The organism is Paenibacillus sp. Root444D2 (assembly GCF_001426375.1).
Taxonomy (GTDB): domain Bacteria; phylum Bacillota; class Bacilli; order Paenibacillales; family NBRC-103111; genus Paenibacillus_E.
The window spans coordinates 166,226-192,012 of the sequence record NZ_LMEO01000045.1 but is presented as its reverse complement, the minus strand read 5'-3'; the positions used below and the strand labels follow the sequence as shown (position 1 = coordinate 192,012).

Below are 25,787 nucleotides of genomic sequence, written 5' to 3'. Positions count from 1 at the left end.
ACCTATGCGATTATGCCCTAAAACTATATAATCAGTCATGTAGTAAGCGCTATCATATAGATGAAGTTCAGTTTTGCATGGACGGTATTCAGGGGGTAGAGGTATTGAATTCACAAGAACAAGCGCGTAAACATACCATTATTTACGATCGCCCGGCAGCGACCTTTTTCGAAGGAGCATTATTAGGGAACGGAGGGTTGGGGGCAGTTGTTACGACCCGACCCGATGCGGTCCTTATTCATTTCGGACATAACAACGTGTGGGATATTCGGATCGCCGAAAATAATCAAGAACATATAGGAACCTTTGAGAGCTTGTTCTCTAAACTAAAGGACATCCCAGACACGTATGCTTCATTAAGCGAGGAAGAGTGGTACCGCGAATATGTCACGATGACTAGCGAGAACTACAACTTCACATATCCTAGACCGATGCCGTGCGGCTCCCTACTTCTGGGTTTCGACCCGCGAACCACAGAAGTGCTAGGATATTCGATGTATATTGATTGCGGGATGTGCGAAATCCATTTTCTGAATGAAGGGGCTTCAGCCACGCTGCAGGTTTTTGTCGACCAACAAGCTGATCGACTATGGGTGGCGATGAAGGATTCTGATCAAGCTGGGAAGGCTGCTACTTTCTTCAATCGATTGAAGCTCATCCCGGATCCTTCAACACCCAAGGAGATTCCCTCATTCCGGGCTGCAATCGATACTTCCAATAAGCTTTTAGCGTTCCACCAAACGCTTCCCTTCTCCTGCCTAGAAGAAGAGATGCGAGATGGACATCCTAACGACCGTGCGTTCCGCTTATCAGCAAGGATCGCGCCATCAATTTCGGTACAAGAAAGCAGTCATGAACTGGAAGTGTTACTAGGTAAAGAAGCAGGATTCTTCGTATGCATCAAGTTAGACGAAGGACTTGACTCTGTCATAAGTCATGAAATAAAGCCGATTGATCCACCGACAAATGAGTCATTCGCCTATGCGTTATCAGGTTCGTTGCAAAGTTGGAACGACTATTGGTCGCATTCGGGCATCATTTTGCAGGATGAATTTCTAGAGCAAATCTGGTATCGAAATTTATATTTCTTCCATTGCGCTGTGAAGCCAGAAGCCACTTGCCCAGGTTTATTTGCGAATTGGAGCTATGGCATGATCGGTGCAGATTGGCATGGCGATTATCATATGAATTACAACACACAGCAGCCATTTTGGGTAGCATTCTCAAGCAATCATGTAGACAAACATTTGGCCTATGTGAACATGGTTGATCATATTCTCCCTATCAGCCAAAAGTGGGCGAAAGAATATTACGGTCTTCGCGGTGCCTATTACCCGCATTCCGCTTACCCTGTGGACATGAATATTATGCCTTACCCCGTACCACACTGGGGCTGGGAAATATGTGAAACACCATGGACCGTGCAGAGTCTTTGGTGGCATTATCTATATACGATGGACAAATCGTTTTTGACTGAGCGTGCCTTCACACCAATGAAAGAAGCCGTATTATTTATGGTTGATTATATGAAACGGCCGGAAGCGCATGGAGAGGCTTGGGGTGATGACCGGTATCATATTTTCCCAACCGTCGTACCAGAATTGTATGAATTAACCCCTGGGTTCAAGAAAAACAGCGATTGTATCGTCGACTTAACATTAACGAAGTTTCTGTTCAACGCTTTCACCAAGGCGTGCGGCGAGCTAGACCGAAACGATGAAGAAGCCGAACTGCTCGCTGAGGTGCAGGAGGTTTTACATAAATTTCCTGATTATCCGACGGCAGAATCACAGCGGGGTAAAGTATTCGTTTCTGTACCAGGTGAAGATCCCGAAGTCGTCTATAATGTTCCCAACGGGGTTTCAACCATTTTTCCCGGAGAAGACCACGGCTTGCATACATCGCCCGAGCAATATGAGATCGCCGTTAATTCCTATAAGAATCACCGCAACGAAGGTGGAAACGACCTTGTTTTCTATCATCTCGCAGGGGCGCGATTAGGTCAGCTTGATCTGGAACGATTTAAACGTCAAATCAAATACTGTCTGCTTCCAAATGGAACATGCACAGACAAACTACTGCAATCCGGCGGGCGGTATTCCGACACAACGGCTTTTGATTATATGGGATCGATGGGCATATGGTTTGAAAATTTTGCATTGCCCGCTGTTATCAATGAGTGCTTGATGCAAAGCTATAATGGCATCCTTCGCTTTTTCCCTAACTGGGACATAGAGAAATATACGGAGTTTTCCACGCTGCGCGCGGTTGGAGGCTTTCTTGTAAGTGCTGCAGCTAATCGGGAGGATGTCCTATGGATAGAAATATATAGTGAGGCTGGCTCCCGGCTTCAGATCTATAGCCCTTGGGAAAAGGGTGTTAGATGCATACACAGTAGAGGGGAAGAAATGCTGACAGGGAACATCATCACGGTGGACACAATGAAAGGTGAACATATTCGTTTCCTAAGAGCTTAAGTAAAGGTCATTTGCGAAAATCAGAAAAGACCCGTCAAGGGGTTTTTTTTGTTGAAGAATCGTGCTAACTTGTTAAAGAACGTATTCCGAAACCTCCAAAATGAAAGGGAGAATGGTTAGTGCCCAAGTTTTCCAGATTATTTCGAAGGTTTCTGATCTCTTATATCGTTATTTTGATCATTCCCAGCATTGCAGGCTACATGTCATACCGTACTTCGATCACGGTCACACAATCGATTTCCATTGAGAATAATGTGACGCAGCTTCAAAAGAGCCAGGAGATTCTGGAACGCAGAATGGCCGAAGTTGAAAGTTTTACGAGGCAGCTGGCTTTAAACCAAGACCTGAGTGTCCTTTTGAACGAAAAATTGGTCGATGATAAAGCAAATGTGTATGGGGTCTGGAAAATAACGAGAGATATTAAGGCCTACAGCCAAACGAATGATTTTTTGAAGCATTTCTATATTTATTTGACGAATTTTAACGTCGTTATGACGCCAGGCAATGCTTATTTTCGCCCTGAGCATTATTATCAGACTTCCCATTACACCAATCTTTCCTTGGACGAATGGAAAAAAACGGTATTAGAGAAAACACATAGAAGCGAAATCATGCCGCTGAGTCCGTTTGTCAATAACGGCGTCCAAACCTCCGTCGTCACCTTTATGCAATCGCTCCCATTAGACAGCTTCAGTGATTCTCCACCGGCCACGGTTGTCACCATTATTGATGAACAAACAATCAACAGTGTTTTGTCCGGTTTAAGAGATCCGAACAGCGGTTGGACGCATATTAGTGATGCGGAAGGACATACCATTAGCTTGCAGGGGATCAGTCAACAGGAAATGGATCACTTATCTGCTGACAGCCGCTTCGATAAAGAGAAAGTCAGTCAATTCTATGACGATGATCTCGTGATAAGGATTCAATCCAAATTAACGGGTTGGGTATACAGCACAGGCATTCCAAGACATGTCCTAATGGAGAATGCGAATAAAATCAAGTACATCACTTGGTCGGTGACCGGTGTTGCACTAGTGATCGGGCTTTTTGTTGGTTTTATGCTGTCTTATCGAAATACGGTGCCGATTAATAGGCTGCTAAGTGTAATGAAAGACCAGTTTGGCAAGGAAGCAACGACAGAGCGCAATGAATATGATTTCTTGCAAGGTAATATTTCGAATATCATTACGAATAACAAGCGCCTTGAGTCTGAGTTGAATAGGCAGCTTCCATTAATTCGAGATGCTTTTTACAAACGCCTAATTGCGGGAGAATTTCAATCGAGGGAAGAAATGATTTCTGCTGCCGCGCAAGCTGACACAGGGCTAAATATGAATACCGGGTACACAGGTATCGTACAAATCAATGGCTACTCCGGTATGGATAGCGTTGAAATTCTCAACGAGCTGAATGCGGCCAGACTCATCCTGAAACAGATATTAATTGATTCAGGCAGCCACTTGCATGTTCATATGACTGATTTGGGTTCAGATCGCATAGTAACCTTATTTACATCAGGAGAAAAGGATGAAGGTGAAGAAATTGGCAAGGAGGAAATCGAACAACTCGTGGCTAATCTTGCCAATCTGGCCTTTACCGATTATCGAATTACCATTACAGCAGCATTAAGCGATCCCTTTGCTTCCGTCATGGAGATTAGCCGTTCCTATGAGCAAGCCAGACAGGCCTTAGAATACGCCGTATATATGAATAGAAAAGGAATCGTTTGGTACAGTGATACACGAGTAGAGAGTAACACGTATTATTATCCAATCGATGTGGAGCTGCGATTAATCAGTACAATTAGGGCAGGCGATGTGGATGAAGCCGAGCGGATCGTCAAGTCGATGATCGAGCAAAATACAGAAAATCGAGAGCTTTCTGTGGAGATGAAGCATCAGTTCATTGGAGAAGTGAAAGGAACGCTGCTTAAATTACTCGACCAGAAGGCTCTCATGGAATCTCCTATGTTCGAGAAAATCAAAAATCGGATCATTAGCATCCAGGCCTCTGAAGCCATTGAGCTGATTTCGCGTGAAATCAATGAGATTATCTCAGCCATGTGCGGTCTCATCACGAGTAAAAAGAACGATGCGCATATTAAAACAGTGAAGCAAATTAATGAATATATCGCTGAAAAGTATTCAGATCCCGATTTAAATCTGTACCGGATAGCTGAGATTGTAGAGCGTCCAGAAAAATACATCTCCCAATTATTTAAAGAGGTAACGGGGACGAATTTATCCGATCATTTGGAAAAAGTTAGAATGGACCATGCAGCGACTCTTTTAAAAAGAAATCAATATAACGTGGATGAAATCGCTTCGCATGTTGGCTATAACAGTTCACATTCCTTCCGAAGGGCGTTCAAGCGAGTTATGGGCGTATCGCCAAGCTCGTTCAGACAGTCCCCAGAAGAATGAAAATCCTAATCGCTTAGGCGGTTAGGATTTTTTCTGTCTCATATGGCTGTAGCGGGGAAAATGGCCGTTCGAATAGGAAAAATGTCCGCTGAATTCGGGTTATTTGTTCGTAAAACGACGCAATTGTACCTATACGGGAGCAACAATAGACCCCTATAATCAGCCATATAGAAAGCGCTATCAGAACTGCATGAGGAATTTAGGGGGGAGCATTTTGGAAAAAGGGATTGTAATCGAACGCAGCAGAGTGGCACCAAAAGAGCGTGGAGGCCTCCTCACAGCAGCGGCAAAGAGTTTTAGAAAACACTGGCAACTGTATCTTATCGTCATTCCGCCAGCTTTGTTTTTCCTTATTTTTAAATACTATCCGATGTTGAATGCCGTCCTTGCTTTTAAGGATTACAACGTCACTAAAGGGATATGGGGAAGCCCATGGGTAGGATTCAAGCATTTTAAGTTGTTTTTTGATAATCCGATCTTTTGGACGTTAATTAAAAATACACTCCTCATTAGCGGATACTTGTTAATCGTCGGGTTTCCAATTCCCATTTTGTTAGCCTTGGCTCTTAATGAAATACGCAACGGCAAATTTAAGCGGTTTGTTCAATTGGTTTCGTTTGCTCCTTATTTTATATCCACCGTCGTTATGGTATCCATTATCATGCTTTTTCTAGCACCACGGCTAGGCTTCGTTAATGTGGCGATGAATCATTTCGGAATGGGATCAATCAATTTTCTTGGGGAACCCGGCATGTTTCGCTCGATCTATGTGTGGTCGGATATTTGGCAGACGGCAGGCTATTCGGCAGTTATCTTCTTGGCTGCGTTAGCAGGAGTCGATCCTTCACTCTATGAGGCAGCCAAAGTAGATGGCGCTTCACGGTTTCAGAAAATCCGTCATATCGACTTGCCCGGCATCATGCCAACCATCACGATTGTTTTCATTTTGAATGTAGGGAGTGTCATGTCGCTTGGCTTCGAAAAGATCTATCTGCTGCAAAATCCGCTGAACAAGATAAATTCCGAAGTGATTGCCACTTACGTATATCAAATTGGTTTATTGAACGCGAATTATAGTTTTGCTACTGCGGTTGGATTGTTTAATTCTGTTATCAATTTAATTCTGCTTGTCAGTGTCAATATGGTAGCAAAGCGATTATCGAATACGAGTATCTGGTAAACAATGGAGGAACCAAACGATGAATACGATGAAAACGACAATCAGAGAATCGGTTGGCGATAAACTATTTTTGATTAGCATCTACGTGATACTGAGCCTCCTTTTAGTTATCGTCTTATATCCGCTTATTTATATTTTTAGCAGCTCGTTCAGCAGTCCGTCGGCGGTAACCTCAGGCCGTGTGTGGCTCTGGCCCGTAGAATTTTCCCTCAAGGGATATGCAACTCTCATCGAAAACCCGAAAATTGTTACAGGCTACGCCAATTCTCTTTTTTATACGGCTGCCGGAACGATCATCAGTGTAATGCTTACGATCATGATTGCTTATCCATTATCACGTAAAACTTTATTCGGAAGAAATATGCTGATGATGCTAATTACATTCACGTTGTTATTTAGCGGTGGATTGATTCCTACTTACTTGGTTGTGAAACAGATGGGGTTAATCGATACCAGATGGGCCTTATTGATTCCTAACGCGATATGGGTATGGCAAGTGATCATTGCGAGAACGTTCTTCCAGTCCTCAATTCCCGATGAATTAATTGATTCGAGTGAAATAGATGGATGCAGCGATCTGAGGTTCATGTGGAGTGTTGTGGTTCCATTATCGAAACCAATCATAGCTGTTCTGTTCTTAATGTACGCTGTGGGTCAATGGAACGCTTACTTCGATGCCCTTATTTATCTCAAAACCGCCAACCTTTTTCCGCTTCAGCTCATTTTGCGCAGCATTATCATTCTTAACAATAGCTCCAATGCCACAGATGCCTTAAAACAGGTAGAAAGACAGCAGCTGGCAGAGCTTTTGAAATATTCACTGATTGTCGTGGCAACGCTTCCAGTACTCGTCATCTACCCGTTTGTGCAGCGTTACTTTGTTCAGGGGATGTTGGTAGGTTCTGTAAAAGGGTAAGTGAAAGAGGGATAACCTGTCCGATTGAAGAATTGAAAGGGGTGATTGACTAAAAAAATAGCGTCTAAAGATTAAACGATAGATAAGCAAACTAGTCAATTCAAAAAAGGGAGCGGATTCAATTGAAAAGAAGATCGGTTAGTAGCTTGGTTTTCATCTTGATGTTCAGTATGGTACTTGCCGCATGTTCGAGTAAAGTGGAGAATACGGCATCGCCGAATCCTTCAACAGGGACAGCTTCGCCAAGTGCAGCACCAGCGGCGGCTAAACCCGTAGAAATTAGCGTCTTTGCTCAACAAGCGAACGACATGGATTTGAAGACGAACCTATTCACGAAGCATTTGGAAAGCAAATTTAATGCTAAATTTAAGTTCGAAATCATCCCTTATGATGGGGCCAAAGAAAAGCGTCAAATCTCCTTAGCGAGCGGCGATTATCCAGAGGCGTATATGTTAACGGCCTATATCGACCAATTCTCACAAGCTGATCTTCTCAAGTTCGGCAAGCAAGGCGTTCTGCTTCCATTGAACGATTTGATCGACCAATATGCGCCTAATATTAAAAAGGCGATGGAGAAGGATCCAACGCTCAAAAGCTTCGTCACAGCGCCAGACGGAAAAATATACGGACTTGGCTCCTATACGCAATGCTTCCACTGTTCTTACCCGAACAAAATGTGGATCAATACAAGCTGGTTGAAAAAATTAAACCTCGAAATGCCGAAAACGACCGAAGATTTCAAGAAAGTGCTTCAAGCTTTCAAGAAGAACGATCCTAACGGCAATGGTAAAGCTGACGAAGTTCCGCTTAGCGGATCGATTGAGGATTTCGGCGTGCGTGTCATTCCATTCCTGATGAACGGCTTCATCTATGATGATGACCGGAATTACCTGAACTTAGTTAACGGTAAAGTGGATACTGCGGCCAATAAGCCGGAATGGAAAGAAGGACTTACCTATATTAAATCGTTGTACGACGAGGGCTTGATCGATCCAGGTGCGTTTACGCAAAATGCCGAAGCCTTTAAGAAAATTGGCGAGAACGCTGGCGGACAAATTCTAGGTGCAGGCGCGGGCATGCATCCAGCCATCTTCGTTAACATTGATAAAGGAAATAAAAATTCAGCTGATTATAATCCCGTACCTCCGCTGACAGGACCGCATGGTTCATTAGCAACGCATGATGGAGGTGGCTTAATTCCGGGTGCGAAATTCGTTCTTACGAACAAAGCAAGCAAAGAATCACAAATCGCGTTGATTAAAATGGTTGATTACATGTACACGACAGAAGGACAAACGAATGCAGCATCAGGTATGGAAGGCATCGATTGGAGAAAACCGAAAGATGGCGAAGTGGCTTTAGGCAAGGGAGTTACACCTCAAATTGCAACGATTCCAGCTGTAGACGGGCAGCCTCCTCGTAATGCCGGATGGAGCGGTATGGGTCACTTCTACCAGCCGAAAGAGTACAGAGACAGCTTCGTACAAGGAACGGATGTTTACGACTCTGCAAACTACGAGCGTAGACTCTACGATGCGACGCTCTTGTATCAAGGTCATGAACCGAAGGAACTATTCCCAATGTGGGCGATTTGGATTGATCCGGCACTCACAGACGAAGCGAGCATTCTTCAAACCAACATCAAGAACTATATTGAGCAAAGTTCGCTTCAATTTATTACAGGGAATAAGGACTTGACGAAGGATTGGGATGCCTATGTGAAAGGTCTCGAAAACTTAAAAATGGGCAGATACCTTGAAATTCTGCAAAAAGCTTACGATACTGCAGCAATAAAAAAATAACGATCGATGAAGTAGTGGCCAGGTGTTTGTTCTAGAATTAAAGCACCTGGCTTTTTTTTACGAATTTAAACACTAAAGGGGATGTATGATGTGGGATATATGAATAAGAAAACTAGATTATGGCTGCTGGTTTTTAGTTTCTTTATCACGTTGTTTGCTGTCTTTATCCCGAAAGGACAACCCGTACAGGCAGCTGATAATGGATTAGCGCAAAAACCCTACATGGGCTGGAGCAGCTACAGCATGCAGGTGTATCATAACAACGGAAATTGGATTACAGCCGAACAGATTATAGCGCAATCTGACGCTATGCATGCGACTCTGCAGCCTCATGGGTACAATTATATCAACGTAGATGCAGCCTGGAATGGGAGTATGGATGAATACGGACGCCCACAACCAAGCACTACTTTGTATCCGAATGGCCTTAGTGAGGTCATCAATCATGTACATAACAATGGGCAAAAGTTTGGCCTCTATTTTATACCGGGGATGTCGCCGGCAGCTTATGACGCCAACTTGCCAATCTATGGTACCTCCTGCCATGCACAAGACATCGTGGTCCTTCCATTAACGACGTCGGATTATTGGAATATAGGTTATAAAATTGACTTCTCAAAGCCATGTGCTCAGAGCTATATCAACTCCATTGCCGATGAGATTGCCTCATGGGGTGTTGATTTCGTGAAGTTCGACAGCGTAACCCCGGGCTCCGGACATAATGACACGTCCATTGATGCTCGCGGTGATGTCAAAGCTTGGTCCCAGGCACTTGCACCGCATCATATCTGGTTCGAATTATCATGGGCGCTGGATATTAACTATGCTGACACCTGGAAGAAATACGCAAACGGATGGCGTGTCGACTGGGATATTGAATGTTATTGCGGAACCGCGGGATTGACCAATTGGGCTAACATCGCCAGGCTATTTCCGCGAGCTGGAGAGTGGTGGCGCCATGCAGGTCCGGGCGGATGGAATAATTTCGATTCCTTGAATATCGGTAACGGCGCCATGGATGGCATTACACCGGATGAGCGGCAGACAGCCATGACTTTTTGGGCCATCTCGTCGGCCCAGCTATATACAGGCAATGACTTAACCAACCTGGACGAGTTTGGCATTAAGCTCTTGACGAATGATGAAGCAATCGCCGTCAATCAGGCTGGTAAGCCGGCACATCCCGTATCCCTCGCAACCGAGCAGCAGGTCTGGTATGCGAACAACGGCGATGGAACCTATACCGTTGGACTGTTTAATCTGGGAAGCTCGAACGCGACGGTGAACGTCAATTGGAGCGATATTGGTTTAAGCGGAGCTGCCTCTGTACGAGATTTATGGAGTCATAGCGATCTAGGTGTATTTAACTCGGGCTTCAGTTCAGGGGATTTGGCTCCTCATGCTTCTCGGTTGTTGAAGGTTACATCGCAAGGAGGCGTTTCCTCCATCAATGATGATGATACGGGAATATCCTACACAGGCGATTGGCAGCGAAACAGCAACAGGGGATTGGGTGCCACTCAGAATCTTGCCATAACCGTGATCGACTCATTGGCACAAAACAGCACGATCAGTCCCTCTACCGAGAGTTTTGATAAAAATGTAATCGCTCAGACTGATGTAACGACAACGATGACGTTGAATGGAAACACACTAAGCGGTATATCGAATGACGGTGTAGACTTGGTGCTTGGCACCGACTATACGGTTTCAGGCAACTCGGTAACGATCAAGAAGGGTTACCTTGCTGCTCAACCGGTCGGAACTACACAGCTTACTTTCACTTTCAGCGCGGGAGCTAGACCTATTCTGACTATTGCAGTGAGCGACACCTCGCCTAAGAACAGCACGATCCTTCCGTCAACTAGAAATTTTGATAAGAAGGTAACGCTGCAGGCGGATGTTACGACTACAATGCTACTAGACGGTAATCAGTTCAGCGCTATAACGAATGGCGGAACACAGCTTGTATTAGGCACTGACTATACAGTATCTGGCAATACGTTAACGATCAAGAAGGAGTACCTGGCCACACAACCGCTCGGGACAACGAACCTGCTTATTTCCTTCAGCGCCGGAAATCCGCAGACGCTAGCTATTGTTGTAAGCAACACCTCTCAAGGCGGATCAATTGCCATCAATAACGATGACTCGGGGATTACGTATTCGGCCGCTTGGCAGCGAAGTACGAATCGAGGGCTTGGCGATTATTTGAATGATGTACAATTCACCGAAAGAAATAACGAATATTTTGAATATGCCTTTACTGGAACGGGTATTGAATATATTACAGAAATGGATTCATCACAGGGCGATGTAGATATTTACGTGGATGGTGTATTTAAACAAACGATTAGCACGTTTCATTCGAGTCGTTTAGCCCAACAACCCGTCTATGGGATTGCAGGATTACCGAACGGTCCTCATACGATCAAGGTTGTGAAAAAATCAGGTTCTTACATGCTCCTTGATAAATTGCGCGTTCTAATCGCTGATCTGATTAATCCTGTTACGGGAAGCTTTGACAAAAAGTTAACGGCACAGGCAGATGTAACGATTACTCTGACGCCAGGCAGCTATACCCTCAGCGGCATCGCTAACGGAGGAACCTCATTGCTTGCGGGTACCGACTACTCGTTATCGGGTAATGCTGTAACGATCAAGAAGGAATACCTTGCGGCTCAACCCATTGGTTGGACGGATCTGACCTTCACCTTCAGTGGGGGAGCTGCCCAGAACCTTCCAATTCAAGTAGGCGACAGCTCGGTGACGATTACACCGGTTTCTATTAACGATAACGATCCGGGTATTGTTTACTCAGGCTCTTGGGGGTATAGCAACAATCGGGGACTCGGAGATTATAACGATGATGTTCATTACTCCGAGGCCAACAACGATTACTTTGAGTATGCCTTCACAGGAACGGGCATTGAATTGATGACAGAGAAGGATGTTTCGCAGGGCGATATCGATATTTATGTAGATAACGTGTTCCAGCAAACGGTGGGTACATTTAACAATAGTCGGTTAGTCCAACAAAGTGTATACAGTATCGCGGGACTGCCGGACGGTCCTCATACCATCAAGGCAGTGAAGAAATCAGGGTCTTTTATGCTGTTGGACAAATTGAACGTGACTCCATCAGCTGCAGGCAGCACAGTTACGGGAAGTGTGTATAGACAGGTGTCAGCACAATCGGTTCAAGTAGTACCATCCATTACGTCAATCCAGCTGACTCCTTCGGCAGCGTCGGAAATGACTGTACAAACGGCAACCGTATCCCATGGCGCCACGGCTAGTATCAATGATGATAATGCTGCCATTCATTATTCTGGATCATGGGGTTATAGCAATAATCGAGTATTCGGGGATTATCAGAACGACGTTCATTACACCGAGGCGAACAATAATTATTTTGAATATGTCTTCAAGGGAACGGGCATTGCGTTGATCACCGAGAAGGATACTTCACAAGGCGATATCGATATTTATGTTGATGATGTATTCAAGGAAACCGTGAGTACTTATCATGCCAGTCGATTAGCACAGCAAACGGTGTACAGCATTGCAGGATTGCCAAGTGGTTCTCATACGCTTAAAGTGGTGAAGAAATCGGGATCTTATATGCTGCTGGACAAATTAACAATACTTGTAGGCGATCTGATGAGTCCTGATACAGGTAGTTTTGACAAAAAGATAACTGCACAAGCAGATGTGAGCACTACGTTGTCACTGGGCGAGTATGTACTTGATCGAATTGTCAATGGTCGTACGACTCTAGTGTCAGGAACCGATTACACATTAGTAGGCAATACGTTAACGATCAAGAAGGAATACCTTGCAGCGCAGCCGGTGGGAACTACGAATCTAACGTTCGTCTTTAGTGGAGATTATAAAAACGACGTGCATTTTACAGAAACAAACAACGATTATTTCAAATACACCTTTAAAGGAACCGGAATAGCAGTTATAACGGAAAAAGATGCTTCACAGGGTGAAATCGACGTTTACGTAGATGATGTTTTCAAACAAACCGTTAACACGTATAATGCAACGCGATTAGTTCAACAAACGGTTTACAGTATTTCCGGTCTTTCCAATAGCTTGCACACAATCAAAGTCGTGAAAAAATCAGGCAGCTATATGCTGCTGGATAAATTAAGCTTTACGGTTGCGCAGGTACCGTCAACTGCTGCCGTAACGACGACTGGGGTCTCTAAGGTCAAGAACACAAGCGCAACAATTGCCGGAAAAGTAACGGCTGATGGAGGTACTGCTGTCACATCGCGAGGAATCGTGTATTCAACAGCACCAACTCCTACAATAGCTGGTTCCGGATCAACTAAAGTTGCCATTGGCTCTGGATTAGGCGAATTTAGTGAGAAAATAAAGAAATTGAAACCAAATACGACGTATTACGCCAGAGCTTACGCGACTAACTCAGCGGGAACGAGCTATGGGGCTGAAGTTACGTTTAAAACAAGTAAGAAATCCGATAATCAGAATGATCATGAAGATGATGACCAGGATGATGAGCAGAAGTAAGTATCCGACCCTCTGCGGGCGAACAAATTTTGTAAGAGTTACGACATAGGTTTCTAATATATCGAGCCCTTCTAGTTGTCAAGGGAGGGCTCGATATTTATTATTTGATAACCCACAATCATACATGATATATTAAGCGTAAAAAGAATGAGGGTATCCTATGGGCAGTAAAATTAGTCGTGTTAATTTAACCGAAGAAATTTATCGGATTGTCAAAGAAGACATATTAACTCATAAATTGAAATCCGGTGAAAAAATTAACATTGATCAATTAGCGCGCGATTTAGAAGTAAGCAATATTCCGATTCGTGAGGCCCTCTCCAGATTGCAATCGGAAGGGTATCTGAATGTCATTCCTTTTAAAGGGATGTTTGTGAATATGATGAGTGTCAAAGAGTTGGACGAATTATTTGAGATTAGACTGCAGCTTGAACCACTTGCTGTTGAAAAGGCCGCGCTTCTTATACCTGATGAAACACTGGAACGTCTGCAAGAAACTATGAATTCCCTTCAAACTCAGCAATCACCGAGATCTACAAACGGTTTGGGGACTATTAAGGAAATGAACATGTCTTTACATGGCACTATTCTGACCTATTGCGACAATTCCAATTTACAGAATTTAGTTAGGGGGTATATTGAACAGATTCAAAGATATTTAACCTACATCCAATTAAACTTAGATATTAATACCACGAATGAGGAATGGTCGGAACATAATGCTGTCTTACAGAAATTAAAGCAGCGAGATCCCAAAGGCGCATCCGATGCCATGTCCAAGCATATTATTAATTCCCGCAAAAGGACGAATGCTCATTTTATGAAAGCGGGTAGTAACTAGTCGAATTTTATCACGGGGATATGATGAAAAGGAGAGTTTAGATGACTCCAATCGAAAGAAAGGAATTGCAGTTGACTGAAGGTAAAAGAATTGTTTTTCTTGGGGACAGTATTACAGATGAAGGGACGTTTATTGCTTATGTGGATGCTTATTTTGAACAGTATAGGCCCGACATTCCTCTCACACTCATAAACCTTGGCGTAAGCAGTGAGACTGCTTCTGGATTAACCGAGGCCGACCATCCATTTCCACGTCCCTGTATCCATGATCGATTAGCAAGGGCACTACAAGAAAGCAAACCGGATTGGGTTGTTGTGGGATATGGCATGAATGATGGCATCTATGCACCATTTTCAATAGAACGGTTTCAAGCTTATCAAAATGGTATACTTACAGCCATTCGGATGATCCATCAAAGCGGGGCAAAAGCCATCGTCATGACGCCTCCGCCCTTTGATCCCGAATCTATGAACGTTAATGTTCTTTTGCCTGATGGTCAGAAAGACTACAGCTACAAGGAGCCATATGCACGTTACAATGATGTCATTAGATACTATGCGAATTGGCTGCTAACGTTGGATTCAACTGCTGAAGAAGTCGTGAATATCTACAACCCACTTCTTCACCATAGAGAACAAGAACGCGAAATCAACCCTAGCTATCGTTCTGGTGACGGTATTCATCCAAACTCAGATGGTCATTGGGTGATGGCTAGAACGCTTTTAAGTCGTTTATTTCATATTACGTTGGAACAGATGCCAGATTTCGTAGAACAACCCGATAATTCGCAATTATATCAATTGATCCTGCAGCGTCAACAGCTATTAGGATCGGCATGGAAAGAACACGTAGGTCATACCAATCCTAGTAAAAAGGAAGCTTTGCCACTGGAATTAGCCTTGAGAAGAGGCGAAGAGATCACCAAGCAAATTCGGATGATCGCCGTGAAGTCTCAATAAAATCATTCATGATACAGGAAATTTCACGCACGCTTCGAGAGCGTACAGCCTGAATACAGCATTATCGCTCGTGGTATCGAAAATGAGTTGAAAGAAATTGATGCGATAACGAGCGGCGTTTAATTCCCTCGTTGAGTACTCATGTATTTTTCCTGAAATTCACCGGGCGGCATGTTATAGTGCTGTTTAAATACATGGGAGAAATGCTTGACGCTGACGTAGCCGACTTTGTCAGAAACATCGTATACTTTTTCCGGAGGAACGGCTTTCAGCAGCTTGGCAGCTTGCTCCATTCGAACACGTGTCAGAAATTTGATATAGGATTCCTGCACGGTTTTATGGAAGATTTGGCTTAAATATCCGGAAGAAATGCCTAGTTTCTCAGCTAATAGGGCTAAGCTCAGCGGCTCGGAGTAATGGGCGTAGATATAGGCTTTGACGCGGCTGACAATATCTTGTTCGTTGACTGGGTTCGGTTCCTCATTTCTTCCTGAGGTAAAAAAACCAAGTGTTTCGCGGAATAAGATAAGGGTGGATTCATTTGTCCATTGTACGCTTGTTTGTTGAGAATTCTTCTGTAGGTACCGGTAGGCTCTCTCCAAGACTTCTCCTCGATGTTCATTCGTTCCTTTGGCCAGTCTTCGGATCAAATAAATGCCAAATTTAAGTATGCTGGATACGCTGTAGGCCTCCATCTGGTCGACATATTGGTTAATAGCCATAGAGTAAACGATTTCGTTATGATCCAGTAAAGCGAATTGGATGGAGGACATTGTATACTCCAAAGCGGTAAGGCGTGGTTGTTCGTTAAGCAGAGTAAGCTCGTCGAACAGAGTAGGTCCGTCTAAAAAAAGACGATAGTGAAGATTCCTGCTTGCGATCTGATAAGAGGCTTGCAGCTGAAATAATTCGGATTCAAAGGAGCCTAGAGCGCCAGACACGGTGACTCCTGTATTTGTCAGCATCACAGAGGATATTTTTTCATATAGCAATTTACATTTTTGTTTGATATGGTTTTTGTCTTCACCCGTCACAAGAATGCAAGTGTTCTGTTCTTCATCCAAGAATACAAATCCCATTCCTCCGCCTTCCTCGGATAATTCGCTCGCGATTTGATTCAGAATAAATCGAAAGATCGATTTATCGCTGAGCGGAATACCCTTCATCGCAAGTTGATCCTCGTGCAAATCAAGCACCATAATCATACCTTCGGTTTCAATCAGCTGTACCTTCAGTCGAAACACGAGCGGATACAGCGCTTTTATCTCCACACTACTGTCGCTTACCAATGCTTTCAAGAATTGCTTCACCACTTGGCTTTGACTGTCTTTGCTTATATTTTTCATTGCGAGAAAAGCAAGCTCCTCACGGGATTTCCGCTCCAGCTGATCGGTTATCTGTTTGATCGTTTCGATCAGATCATCTTTAACCACTGGCTTCAGCAAGTAACTATGAACACCATAACGGATTGCTCCCTGCGCCATAGAGAACTCGTCAAAGCCAGAGAGAATCAATACGATCGGCGGCTGATCCGTTTGTGATAATCTACGGCACAGCTCCATCCCGTCAACCACAGGCATTTTGATATCGGTAATGACGAGATCGACCCGCTGTTCCTGCAGCTTTTCCCATGCTTCTTGACCGTCCATGGCCTCGTCAGCCACTTCCCAATCGAGATGATTTTGACTAAAATGCAGCTTCAAAAATTCGCGGACCAACGGCTCATCATCAACAATCATGACTTTATTCATTTTTATCTGCTCCTTTCCGGCCCATAACGGGGCAAATGGATCCAAACGGTCGTTCCTTCATTAAGCACACTGTCCACGGTTAATCCATAATCGGGACCATATTTTAGCTTAATGCGCTTATTCACATTGATAAGACCGATCCCCAGACCATCACGAACCCTCTTTCCAGGTACCGGTTCCTCCATCTCTAACCGCTCCAGCTTACGGCGGAGCTGAGCCAATGTCTCGTTACCCATTCCGTTCCCGGTATCTTGTATGGTGAAGAGTATCTCCTCTTCTTTCGTTTCACTTAAAATCGTTAGGGTTGTTTTCTCGCGTTGAGCTTCACATCCGTGAATGACTGCATTCTCTACAATCGGTTGAAAGAGCAGGGCAGGGAGTAACCGATCATATAGAACAGGGTCAATCTGGATCGAATAGTCGAGTCTTCCTTCGTATCGGCTGCTTTGGATGCTCAGATAAGCTTGAAGAAGCTCGAGTTCACGCTGGAGCGGGATTTCTTTATCCCACATGGTGATGCTGCGCATCAAATCGCTTAATTTGTGGATATGGTCCACGGCTTTTTCGTGCTTGCCCGTTTGCATCAACATCGAGATCATATTTAACGTATTGAAAATAAAATGAGGTCTGATCTGGTTATATAAAGCTTGAACCTGTGCTTCTTTTTGCAGCAGTTCTGTTTCGTACACTTTCTTGACGAGCTGTGTATTCTCTTCCAACATCTCACTTACTCTAGAGACAAGCCGATTAAATGAGGTACCTAAGTATCCGATTTCATCTCTTCTGAGGTCGGGAAAACGAACAGATAAATTGCTTTGCTCTACTTCTTTCATCAAATGTACAATAGTGAATAGCGGTGCCAGAAGCTTGCGTATAAACCAATAAAGCAAGATAAAAGCCAGGGCTGAACAAACCAGCGCCATCCAAAAGCCGAAATTTCTTGTTTCCTTGGCCTTATGATTTAACTCTGTCAACGAGCTTACGGCAAGAATGGTCCAATTTGATCTAGGTAAAAGAGTTGCATTCAGCAAATAAGGGGTGTTGTTATCCTGAACGGATAGCATATTCTTACCGCTTTTTTGTATAGCTTCATAAAATTTCTGGGCATTCAAATTCTTCGTATTGCCGTAAATCACATTGTGTTTCTCATCAATAATGAACAAGCCTCCGTCAATTCCCAAGTTGACCTTATCGCAGATGATTTCAATGCCTTTGTAGTTCGCATCGACTTTAATCACGCCAAGTATTTTCTCTGTATTGCGTGTACTTCTAAGTTGTTTGACGATGGAGAACACCTTGGGTCCTTGGTTTTTTACCATCTGCTGGGTATGCGTCGGCACGAAAATGGAATCCTGCGTTGTCATGGCTTGCTTATACCAATCGAATTCTTGAAAACGGCTTTTTGTGTCAGCGCTGATAGGAATTCTTCCACTGGTATACACATCATCCGTTAATATGAACACACGGTTAATATCTTTGCGGGGATAAATCATCATTTCTTCCAAATACCCCTCGATCGTGCGGCGTTTCTGCAGAAGTTCATAATCGGAGTTCTTCGGATTATCTTCTATGGCTTTCATGACGCTATCATTCATATAAGGCGACAAGGAAAGCCGAAACAGATCGTCAAGGTACGTATCGATATTATAGGAGACCTGCTCAATAATTTGCCCAACTCTATCGGAGGACTGCGCTTCAAAATCCTTCGTATACTTGGAATAAGAAAGGATCGATTCTAAGTATACGGATCCAAGAATGAAAAGCGCGGAGAAGACCAGCAATTTTCTCTTGATGCTCCACTCACGGTAATTTTTCCATCGATACATTTAATCTCCCCCTGAATTCAGTGTAAACGCTGCCATTATAGAGGGCAATCTGTTTTTGCACGATCTGTAAAAATCGTACCTTGATCTAAAAAATGCGGTGTATCTCGTCGATTCAATCCGCCTTATGATAAAACTGTAACCAAGAATAAAGCGGGATACGATAAAGGGAGGATATCTATGAACACTAAGAAGATGAGTGTGCTGCTTAGTTCCATCATGATCTGCGGGATCGTTGCCGGATGCAGCCCAAAAACGACTGAAGCGCCAAAAGATGCGCCAGCTACAACTGCACCTGCACAAACAACGAGCAAACCCAAAGAAACTGTAAAACTTAAATTTTTCACAGGAAAAGTGGAAACGGTTGATTTGATCAACACGATGATTGAGAAATTCAATTCGGAAAACCCAGGTATTGTTGTTGAACAAGAATATCAAAAAGATGCAAGTAATGTGATCAAAGTGAAGTTCGCTTCTGGTGATATTCCAGATATCACAACGGTCGTTGAGCAGGATTATATAGACCAAGGAAAATATCTGGATCTTTCGAGCGAAGCTTTCTGGTCCCGTGTTCTCCCAGCCATCAAGGAATTGTCCACAGACGTGAAAACAGGTAAGCAGTTCCGTGTCGCGACGAACGTTACAACGGCTGGTATATTCTATAATAAAAAAATATTCAATGAACTTGGGTTGAAAGAAGCTTTAACATGGAACGAATTCAAAGCTAATTTACAAACGATCAAAGATAAGAAACCAGATGTCGCTCCTATCTTTATAGCAGGTAGAGAGTCCTGGACATTGGGTCATTTCATTGAGTTCTTGCCTCACGGTATCATCAAACAGACCCTAGGTGTAAACGGATCCCGTAAAGCATTCATCAATAATGAATCTGATAAATTGGCATTCGATGCAGAGAATGGTTCCATTGATACATTTGCCAAAAGACTACTTGAGCTCAAAAGTGCTGGACTGATGAACGGTGACGCATTGACGGCTACTTATGATAATCAAAAAGAGGCTTTTGCAACTGGTAAAGCAGCGATTATCAGTCAAGGTATGTGGGTATTGGGCGATCTGCTAAAAATTAATCCGAATATTCAAAATGACATCGGCTTCAGTCCATATCCGTCCATCCAAGATGGCACTAAACCGGTCGTGCTTTCCGCAGACGACTCTAGATACGCAATTACTTCCCAGTCCAAACACCCAGCAGAAGCGAAGAAGTTCCTTGAATTTCTGATCAAGCCTGAGAACCTGAAAACATACAGCGAATTCTTAAAATCGCCTCCTGCATTCACGGATGTATCCGCAGATTGGGGTCCATTGAAAGATCAAGTTTCGCAAGCTTTGAAAACTGGTGTTAACATTCCGTTCACGGATACACCGTCTGGCTTCTCTGGCGATGATGCAGGAAGAATGGTTCAAGATGTACTGGCAGGCAAATACACCAAAACGATTGACTTTGCAAAAGCTTACCAAACGGCTTGGGATAAAGCCTGGAAAGCAACACATAAGTAAGGCTAACTAAGCTGAGCCCTACGATAATAGCCAGAGTTAAATGCAATAGACTCGGCTTAATCCGGGTCTATTGCGATGATTGGAGAGAGAGATGGATGAAAATACTGCATAAGCTAGGGAACAACCTGCACAAATTAATGGCGCTACCTGCCATCATCCTATTTGGACTATTTTTCATATATCCGTTGACCCAGGGGATCGGAATCAGTCTGACCGACTCCAATGGGATATCTCAGCCTCAATTTATTGGGTTTCAGAACTTTGTTGAATTTTTTAAAGATGAACGTGCCAAAAAAGATGTGGCAACTACTGTTCTCTTTGCTTTGGGAAGCGCTCCGCTGCTTAACTTATTCGGCTTTTTGTATGCGTTGGTATTGGATCGTTCCTTCAAAGGTAAAAGTGTAGTCCGAGCTATCATTTATTTGCCGGCCGTTATTAGCCCACTCATCATGGGGTATGTGTGGTACTTTATCCTACAGCCGGATCGCGGGTTTCTGTATCATTTCCTTCAAAACTTACATTTGGATTCGCTTATTGGCAATTGGCTTGGTAATCCTAAATCTGCTCTTCTCGTTCTGATACTGATAAACGTATGGCAGTTTGTGGGCATGACCATGATTATTTATTTAGCAGGACTGCAATCGATTCCCAAAGAGATGTATGAGGCGTGTGAAATCGATGGGGCTGGCTATGCCAAATCGTTATGGTACATCACCATCCCGATGCTTGTGCAATCTATCAAAATTAATGTTGTGACGAATATAATCGGCTCGTTGTCTGTATTCGAAGTTATCATTGCTCTAACCGATGGGGGACCAGGTTACAGCACCGAATCGCTTAGTATATACATTTTGAGAATGCTCTATGGCAGTTTTACCGGTTACTCAACAGCAGTTGCTATGATATTATTCGCTATCATTATTTTTCCTGTGTTTGTTTTTATGAAATTCATCAAAACAAGAGAGTTCGAAATGTAGGGGGCTTCACTATGAATTTGACCCGAGTATTCAGCAAATATGCGTTAGTGATTGTTATGGCACTGCTGTCCTTAATTCCGTTCTATATCTTGCTTTATTTGGCTCTAAATACGCCTTCGCGCACGCTTTTTAATGGCTTTGTGCTGTTTCCTGATTTCCATTTTGCTAACTTTTCACAAGCCTGGAAAGTATCTAAGATGGGGGCAGCAATTGGAAATTCGCTGATTATAGCAATAGGCGGCGCACTTTTGATAATCCTTGTGTCCAGCTGTGCGGGATATGCGATAGCCAGGTATCAAAACAAATTCCATGCGATCGTGTTTCATGTTTTGCTAATTTGTATGATGATTCCAGCGATTATCATAACGGTGCCTTTGTATACACTCATGAAGTCGATTGGCGGTATTAATACTCATTGGGCCATGATTTTACTAATGGCTTCCAACGGCATCCCTTTTTCTGTGTTCCTGTACGCCAGCTTCATTAAAGTATTACCTCGCGAAATTGAAGAATCCGCAATTATTGACGGTTGTACACCGTTCACTGCGTTTTGGCGAGTCACGTTCCACTTTCTTCGTCCAGTCACCGCTGCGGTAGTCATCTTGCAGGGCCTGGCGATCTGGAATAATTATGGGCAAGCGGTGTTTTTCCTGACAAGCCAAGAGATGCGAACGATTCCGCTAGCCGTGTCCATGTTTTTTCAACAGTACGGGGCCCGATGGAACCTCATGGCTGCTGCCGCTGTAATTGGTCTAGCTCCTGCTGTCATCGCATTTTTAATTTGCCAAAAATACTTTGTCAAAGGTATAACTGCTGGGGCAGTGAAAGGGTGAGGAAGTATGTTCCCACAAATAAAAGACATATTCGCAAGCAAGGCGCAATTTGTTACAAATGAGCCCGTTTCGATTGAAATTGAACTGGATAACCCGGCACAACATGAAGCTCAAATTCATCTGGATATCAAAATTCTCGATTCGAACCGGATCATAAAGATATGTTCATTTGATCTTACTTTACAGCCGAATTCAAGCTCAACCCAAGTGGTTGAAATAGCATCTTTTGATTCGGATTTTCAAGGGTACGGCGTTGATGTTGAACTTATTCAGGACGGAGCAGAGCCGCAGCACTTTTCAAGTAGCTTTGATGTGGTCTCCGACTGGAGGAAATCACCTCGTTATGGCTTCCTAAGCGATTTTCATTCTCGTGAAGAAGGTGATACGACTGATGTTGCCAGCCTTAATAAGCTGCACATTAATTTAGTTCAATTCTATGATTGGATGTACCGCCATAATGATCTCGTGCCTCCCCAAGATGTGTTTACCGATTTAATGGGGAGAGAGCTGAGTCTGAAGGTCGTGAAGGAGAAAATCGCGCTATGTCATTCTTATGGGATGAAGGCGATTGCCTATGGAGCTATCTATGCGGCAAGCAAAGCCTTTTGCAAGGAGCATCCGGAGTGGGCGCTATATTACAGTAATGGCCATGTTGTTGACTTCATCAACATCTTCTCCATCATGAATATCAATGAAGAATCTCCTTGGCACAAGCATATTATTGATGAATACAAAAAAACGATCGAAATCGTCCATTTCGACGGTATTCATATGGATACCTACGGATATCCCAAAACGGGTATTTCTATGCTTGGCGGGAAACAGAAAGTCGAGCGGCTTGATGAGCAATTCCCGATTCTTATACGTAACACCCGTCAAGCCGTAGACCAGATTAAAGACGATGTTTGTCTCATTTTCAACAATGTCGGGAATTGGCCGGTTGATACCGTCGCTTTGGCTGAGCAGGATGCCATCTACATCGAAGTATGGAATCCATATGAAAAGTATCATCATATTCAGCAAGTGATTGCTTGGGCCAATCACTTGGGCAAAGGAAAGCCAGTCATATTAGCTGCATATTTGAAGCCTTTTCGTTTGGAGTCAGAGGAAACAGTTGAGAAGGCTCATATGTCTGCACTGCTGCTTTCAGCAATTATTTTCTCTCATGGCGCTTATCATCTGCTGTTAGGTGAGCGCAATGGTGTTCTCACGCAGGGATATTATGCTGACTATACGATTGTAAGCGATGTGTTTATGAGAAATATTAGGAATTATTACGATTTTCTCGTAAGATATGTGCATTTGCTGCAGGATTCAACGCTGCGCGACGTATCAATGACGCATGTGCAGGGCGATAATTTGGAGTATGTGTTTGAGAATGTCTCTTTCTCCACATATGGAGAACCGAATAAAGTTTGGACGGTTGTTAGGGAGAATGAGTCACATAAGCTCATCAGCTTTATTAATCTCACAAATAATTCAGAGGATTACTGGAATGAAGGTAAATTACAGCCGACGCCTGTAGAAGGAATCAGAGTGAGAATTCAAATCGATGGCCCGGTTAAGCATGTATTCACAGCTAGCCCGGATGTCGAGATGGGCAGACCGCATGATTTAATCTATACAATTGAGGACACCGAGCGTGGATTAATTCTTTGTGTTACCGTACCTAAGCTTTATGTGTGGAGTCTGTTAATTATAGAGGTATAACATAGAACACAAAAGTACCGTCAGGATTCGAAACTTCCCTGACGGTACTTTTGACACTCACCTGATCATTAGCCTGGACCAGCTATGTTGTTCTTATTGAACATCAGCGACAACGAATTTGTCGTTTGCTTTTTTCGTCGTATACGTTACACCGTCTTTGGTAGTGAACTTAACTTGATCCTTTGAATTCGACGCGTCAAACGTAATATCTTCTTTTTTCGTTGCAAGAAGGTTAGAAGTGAAGAACGATTGTTTGTTTGTTACGATAGCATTATCCGCTTTTTGATCAGTTAGGTAATGCGCAGTTAATTTATCAGCCATAGCAGTATCGAAATAGCTGGAAAGAAATTTCACAGCTTTTTCTTTGCCGTCTGCCGCTTTAGGGTTGAGGATAAACGCGCCATCGGTGGATTTGGCTTCCGCAAAAAGGAAGTCCACTTTCTCCTGAGCGATTCTTGCAGCTATATAGCCTTTCATATTAACGGCATCTTGGCTTTCAGCAGTTGCTTGCGGAGCAGCGGTTGTGTTCGATGTAGCTGCGGCTACTGGGCTTGGCGATGATTTCGGTTGATTGGAAGAGCAAGCTGCTCCTGTCAACATCACGGTAAGTAAAATGAGTCCTGCTGTAGTTTTTTTCAATGTCATTGTCGTGCACCTCTTCATTTCCTCATTCGAATAAGACTAATTTTGTAAAATTATCCGAAATATATAATATTTTTTTAATCAGCAATATAAAAATATATAGGAAATTGTGAGAAATTGCAAATTTCCTTCATTTAACAGATCGACTCTATATAGAATGTTTGAAAGTTTGGATAGAAAGAACCTATTAGACGATGAAACCATGTGATGCTAAAATTTATCCATGTTATAAATCCGATTAATATTATGTGTATTGTGGGGGATGGCGTAAGATGAAATTTGCTTTATTTAGTCTAATGATGAATCTTCCTAACGCTGTGACTGGGGAAACATTAACGGTTCAGCAGAAATTTCAGAATGTGATTAAGCAGGCATTACTGGCAGAAGAGCTTGGCTTTGAGGCTTATGGAGTAGGTGAGCGGCATGGCGCGCCGTTCCAGTCTTCTTCACCGCCAGTCGTTTTAGCTGCTATTGCAGCTCGAACCTCTCGTATACGTTTATTAACCACGGTAACGGTTCTAAGTGTGTTAGATCCTGTTCGTGTGGCCGAAGACTATGCCACACTTGATCATCTCTCTGGAGGGCGTTTGGAAATGATCATTGGGAAAGGGAATGATCCTCGCCACTATCCGCTATTCGGAATAACCGAGGAAGAACAATGGGAATCTCTTGCTGAGCGATATGAGCTACTGAAACGCTTATGGCATGAGGAAAATGTCAGCTGGGAAGGGCGGTATCGTCCAGCACTTCACAATGTCACTACTGAACCAAGACCTTTCCAGAAACCAATCCCAGTGTGGCATGGCAGCGCATCAAGTACACGATCCACAGAGTTGGCTGCGAAACATGGAGAGCCGATCTTTTCATCAAATACCTTTCATCCCCAAGCTAAGTACAAGGCGCTGATCGACCACTACCGCGAACGGCTAGACTATTATGGGCATGATCCCAATAAGGCCGTTGTTGGATCAGGTTTCGGTAGTTTATACCTGGCGAATACGCCCGAAGAAGCGATCAAGCGTTATCGCCCTTACTATGATGCCTTGCATGCAACAGCTTCAGCGCAGCATAACCAATCTCCATTCAAGGATTTGGAGGACACTATCAAGAATGGTTCTGCGCTCATAGGGAGCCCCGAAACAGTCATTGAGAAAATCCTAAATTACCATGCGGCCTTTGGGCATCAAGTTGTAAGCATTAGTGTGGATGGGCTAACTGAAGCAGAACAGCGTGAACAAGTCGAACGATTTGCGACTGAAGTAGCACCTGTCCTTCGCAAAGAGCTTCCAAGTTCGGTTTGGAGCAGCGAGCCTTTGCCGCAAAGCCATGCCGCAATCACGGTATCAGCAGGTTAGGCCAATGAGGCCCGAAAAAGGTTAATATTTTA

16 protein-coding genes are annotated in these 25,787 nt (G+C 43.6%); 13 read left to right on the top strand and 3 right to left on the bottom strand.

The window, feature by feature from the left end:
* The first annotated feature begins 104 nt into the window (after positions 1–104).
* The 8 genes from ASD40_RS22600 (at position 105) to ASD40_RS22565 (ending at position 15,146) form a co-directional block, all read left to right on the top strand.
* A complete protein-coding gene (locus tag ASD40_RS22600) occupies positions 105–2,477 on the top strand; it encodes a glycosyl hydrolase family 95 catalytic domain-containing protein (RefSeq protein ID WP_057305419.1) in 2,373 nt (790 codons plus the stop codon).
* 119 nt (positions 2,478–2,596) lie between these two features.
* Positions 2,597–4,903, top strand: a complete 2,307-nt coding sequence (locus tag ASD40_RS22595) for a helix-turn-helix domain-containing protein (protein ID WP_057305418.1) — start codon at positions 2,597–2,599, stop codon at positions 4,901–4,903.
* A gap of 214 nt (positions 4,904–5,117) precedes the next feature.
* A complete protein-coding gene (locus tag ASD40_RS22590; RefSeq protein WP_442952697.1) occupies positions 5,118–6,083 on the top strand; it encodes an ABC transporter permease in 966 nt (321 codons plus the stop codon).
* 19 nt (positions 6,084–6,102) lie between these two features.
* A complete protein-coding gene (locus ASD40_RS22585; RefSeq protein WP_057305417.1) occupies positions 6,103–6,999 on the top strand; it encodes a carbohydrate ABC transporter permease in 897 nt (298 codons plus the stop codon).
* Positions 7,000–7,160: 161 nt separating this feature from the next.
* Positions 7,161–8,801 (top strand): extracellular solute-binding protein, encoded by a 1,641-nt coding sequence (locus ASD40_RS22580; protein ID WP_082562474.1) that lies wholly within the window; start codon positions 7,161–7,163, stop codon positions 8,799–8,801.
* A gap of 99 nt (positions 8,802–8,900) precedes the next feature.
* Positions 8,901–13,346: a X2-like carbohydrate binding domain-containing protein gene (locus ASD40_RS22575; protein ID WP_235549350.1), complete on the top strand. Its 4,446-nt coding sequence runs from the start codon at positions 8,901–8,903 to the stop codon at positions 13,344–13,346.
* 160 nt (positions 13,347–13,506) lie between these two features.
* On the top strand, positions 13,507–14,187 hold the full coding sequence (locus ASD40_RS22570) for a GntR family transcriptional regulator (protein WP_057305414.1): 681 nt from the start codon (positions 13,507–13,509) through the stop codon (positions 14,185–14,187).
* Between the two features lie 41 nt (positions 14,188–14,228).
* Positions 14,229–15,146 (top strand): SGNH/GDSL hydrolase family protein, encoded by a 918-nt coding sequence (locus tag ASD40_RS22565; RefSeq protein WP_057305413.1) that lies wholly within the window; start codon positions 14,229–14,231, stop codon positions 15,144–15,146.
* A 119-nt stretch (positions 15,147–15,265) separates the two neighbouring features.
* Here the strand turns inward: ASD40_RS22565 and ASD40_RS22560 are convergent, their stop codons facing one another.
* The gene (locus ASD40_RS22560; protein WP_057305412.1) at positions 15,266–16,897 is read right to left on the bottom strand and encodes a response regulator transcription factor; all 1,632 of its coding nucleotides are present in this window, start codon (positions 16,895–16,897) and stop codon (positions 15,266–15,268) included.
* A gap of 2 nt (positions 16,898–16,899) precedes the next feature.
* Complete coding sequence (locus tag ASD40_RS22555; RefSeq protein WP_057305411.1) at positions 16,900–18,723, bottom strand: sensor histidine kinase; 1,824 nt, start codon at positions 18,721–18,723, stop codon at positions 16,900–16,902.
* 177 nt (positions 18,724–18,900) lie between these two features.
* On the opposite strand from ASD40_RS22555, the gene ASD40_RS22550 reads away from it, so the two are divergent.
* From ASD40_RS22550 to ASD40_RS22535, 4 genes are all read left to right on the top strand, one after another.
* A complete protein-coding gene (locus tag ASD40_RS22550) occupies positions 18,901–20,238 on the top strand; it encodes an ABC transporter substrate-binding protein (protein ID WP_057305410.1) in 1,338 nt (445 codons plus the stop codon).
* A gap of 95 nt (positions 20,239–20,333) precedes the next feature.
* On the top strand, positions 20,334–21,215 hold the full coding sequence (locus tag ASD40_RS22545) for a carbohydrate ABC transporter permease (RefSeq protein WP_057305409.1): 882 nt from the start codon (positions 20,334–20,336) through the stop codon (positions 21,213–21,215).
* 11 nt (positions 21,216–21,226) lie between these two features.
* A complete protein-coding gene (locus ASD40_RS22540) occupies positions 21,227–22,048 on the top strand; it encodes a carbohydrate ABC transporter permease (protein ID WP_057305408.1) in 822 nt (273 codons plus the stop codon).
* 6 nt (positions 22,049–22,054) lie between these two features.
* On the top strand, positions 22,055–23,758 hold the full coding sequence (locus ASD40_RS22535) for a glycoside hydrolase family 66 protein (RefSeq protein WP_057305407.1): 1,704 nt from the start codon (positions 22,055–22,057) through the stop codon (positions 23,756–23,758).
* Between the two features lie 93 nt (positions 23,759–23,851).
* Here the strand turns inward: ASD40_RS22535 and ASD40_RS22530 are convergent, their stop codons facing one another.
* Positions 23,852–24,403 (bottom strand): hypothetical protein, encoded by a 552-nt coding sequence (locus ASD40_RS22530; RefSeq protein WP_057305406.1) that lies wholly within the window; start codon positions 24,401–24,403, stop codon positions 23,852–23,854.
* Positions 24,404–24,672: 269 nt separating this feature from the next.
* Between ASD40_RS22530 and ASD40_RS22525 the strand changes: the two genes are divergently transcribed.
* The gene (locus ASD40_RS22525; RefSeq protein WP_057305405.1) at positions 24,673–25,755 is read left to right on the top strand and encodes an LLM class flavin-dependent oxidoreductase; all 1,083 of its coding nucleotides are present in this window, start codon (positions 24,673–24,675) and stop codon (positions 25,753–25,755) included.
* Positions 25,756–25,787 lie beyond the last annotated feature (32 nt).

Bases quoted from the DNA above. Each gene is read 5' to 3' on its own strand.
- ASD40_RS22585 (WP_057305417.1), top strand. From the start codon at position 6,103: ATGAATACGATGAAAACGACAATCAGAGAATCGGTTGGCGATAAACTA.
- ASD40_RS22580 (WP_082562474.1), top strand. From the start codon at position 7,161: ATGTTCAGTATGGTACTTGCCGCATGTTCGAGTAAAGTGGAGAATACG.
- ASD40_RS22575 (WP_235549350.1), top strand. From the start codon at position 8,901: ATGAATAAGAAAACTAGATTATGGCTGCTGGTTTTTAGTTTCTTTATC.
- ASD40_RS22570 (WP_057305414.1), top strand. From the start codon at position 13,507: ATGGGCAGTAAAATTAGTCGTGTTAATTTAACCGAAGAAATTTATCGG.
- ASD40_RS22565 (WP_057305413.1), top strand. From the start codon at position 14,229: ATGACTCCAATCGAAAGAAAGGAATTGCAGTTGACTGAAGGTAAAAGA.
- ASD40_RS22560 (WP_057305412.1), bottom strand. From the start codon at position 16,897: ATGAATAAAGTCATGATTGTTGATGATGAGCCGTTGGTCCGCGAATTT.
- ASD40_RS22555 (WP_057305411.1), bottom strand. From the start codon at position 18,723: ATGTATCGATGGAAAAATTACCGTGAGTGGAGCATCAAGAGAAAATTG.
- ASD40_RS22550 (WP_057305410.1), top strand. From the start codon at position 18,901: ATGAACACTAAGAAGATGAGTGTGCTGCTTAGTTCCATCATGATCTGC.
- ASD40_RS22545 (WP_057305409.1), top strand. From the start codon at position 20,334: ATGAAAATACTGCATAAGCTAGGGAACAACCTGCACAAATTAATGGCG.
- ASD40_RS22540 (WP_057305408.1), top strand. From the start codon at position 21,227: ATGAATTTGACCCGAGTATTCAGCAAATATGCGTTAGTGATTGTTATG.
- ASD40_RS22535 (WP_057305407.1), top strand. From the start codon at position 22,055: ATGTTCCCACAAATAAAAGACATATTCGCAAGCAAGGCGCAATTTGTT.
- ASD40_RS22530 (WP_057305406.1), bottom strand. From the start codon at position 24,403: ATGACATTGAAAAAAACTACAGCAGGACTCATTTTACTTACCGTGATG.
- ASD40_RS22525 (WP_057305405.1), top strand. From the start codon at position 24,673: ATGAAATTTGCTTTATTTAGTCTAATGATGAATCTTCCTAACGCTGTG.